We start from the raw sequence: 1,731 nt of genomic DNA on the forward strand, positions 1-1,731 counted from the left end.
CAGACGTTGAAGAAGGCACGGATGCTGTTGTCCCTGGCCCGGGTGACGAGGATGCTCTCGCGACCCACGTCCACGGTACGGAAGGCACCGGGCTTCGCCAGGTCGGAGGCGCGCGCCACGCAGAACCACATGGTCTCGAATATGTGCTCCTGCTCCTGGGCGAAGATCTCGGGATCCGTGTAGGAGGAGCCGGGGAGGGTGGCGATCAGGCTGTCCGGCAGGCTGGTCGAGGTCACGGGGCACTCCTCGGGAGAACGTCGTGGATCGGTCATTCACGCGCCGGGAAGAGCGACTCCGGACGGCGTTGTGTCATGTGCGGCGCCGCGTGCGATACGGCTGCTGCGGCGTGGGACGCCCCAGGGGCGGTGTCAGGAAGCGAGTTGCTTGCGCCAGCGGGTGAACAGCCGCGGCTGGTTCATCCCCAGCACTGCGACCGGTTGCCCGGCCCGCCGGTAGACGGCCAGGACGTCGCGGTCGTCCGCGGTGCCCGCCTCGATCGTCACGCTGTCGGCGCCGGCCGCGTGACCGGCGAACTGGATCTTCACGCCGTACTGGTCGGACCAGAAGTACGGCGGCCGGGGCACACCCGGTTCGGTCGCGCCCCCGGACAGCAGCGTGGCGACGGCGGCGTCGGGACGCTCCCGCGCACCGGTCCAGTGCTCGACGCGGCGATGGGTGCCCGTACGGGGGTCGTACCAGTTGGCGCAGTCGCCGACCGCGACCACGCCGGCCAGGCTGGTGCGGCCGTCGGCGCCGCACTTGACGCCGTTGTCGACGACGACGCCGGAGCCCTCCAGCCACTCGACGCACGGTTGTGCGCCCACCCCGACCACCACGATGTCGGCGGGGATGCTGCGGCCGTCCTCCAGCAGGACGGCGTCCACCTGGCGCTCCCCGCTGAGCCCCTTCACGCCCACCCCGCACAACAGCCGTACGCCGTGGTCCGCGTGGAGAGCGGAGACGACGGCGCCCATGGTCTCGCCGAGCGGTCCGGCGAGCGGCGTCGGGGCGGCCTCGACGACCGTCACGTCGAGCCCGAGGGCGTACGCGGTGGAGGCGACCTCCGCGCCGACGAACCCCCCGCCGATCACCACCAGCCGTCCACCACGGGCCAGTTCGTCCCGCAGGGCGCGGGCATCGTCCAGGGTGCGCAGCGTGTGCACTCCGGCCAGGCCCTCGGAACCGGGCAGGGTGCGCGCGGCGGCGCCGGTCGCGATGACGATGCCGTCGGCGCGCACCTCCCGGCCGTCGGCGAGCCGGACGGCGCGGTCCGTGCGGTCGAGTCCGGTGGCGCGGGTGCCGAGCAGCCACTCCGCCCCCAGGTCCTCACCCTCCGCCTCCAACGCGAGGTCGGCTTCGCCGATGGTACCGGCCAGGAACTCCTTGGACAGCGGGGGCCTGTCGTACGGGCGGTGGAGTTCGTCGCCGATGACGACCAACCGGCCGTCGTAGCCCTGCTTGCGCAGTGAGCGCGCCGCCGACAGCCCGGCCAGCGAGGCCCCCACCACGGCCACCGTCCTCACGCGACTCCCCCGGCGAGCCGGGCCGAGATGCAGGGCGGCAGGTTGGGCGCCTCGGTGGACAGGCGGACGTGGATCATCCCGTCCTCGACGACGACCTCATGGGTCCGCACGGGGAGTTTCGCCGGCGGGGCGTCGCAGGCACCGGTCCTCAGGTCGAACTTCGAGGCGTGCAGCGGGCATTCCACCTCGCAGCCCTCCAGCCAGCCGT

Annotated in this window: 2 protein-coding genes and 1 pseudogene; all 3 read right to left on the bottom strand. The window is 72.8% G+C overall.

What is annotated here, in order from left to right; genetic code table 11:
• Window positions 1-236 (bottom strand): annotated as a pseudogene (locus tag F3T56_RS44705) (Rieske 2Fe-2S domain-containing protein); the annotation flags it as partial.
• Between the two features lie 132 nt (window positions 237-368).
• Window positions 369-1,523, bottom strand: coding sequence for an NAD(P)/FAD-dependent oxidoreductase (locus tag F3T56_RS44710; RefSeq protein WP_172639477.1), 1,155 nt, complete (start codon window positions 1,521-1,523; stop codon window positions 369-371).
• Window positions 1,520-1,731, bottom strand: a 212-nt coding sequence (locus tag F3T56_RS44715; protein ID WP_149831202.1) for a nitrite reductase (NAD(P)H) small subunit, incomplete at its 5' end; no start/stop codon positions are given. The genes F3T56_RS44710 and F3T56_RS44715, both read right to left, overlap by 4 nt.

The organism is Streptomyces tailanensis (genome assembly GCF_008386495.1).
Taxonomy (GTDB): domain Bacteria; phylum Actinomycetota; class Actinomycetes; order Streptomycetales; family Streptomycetaceae; genus Streptomyces; species Streptomyces tailanensis.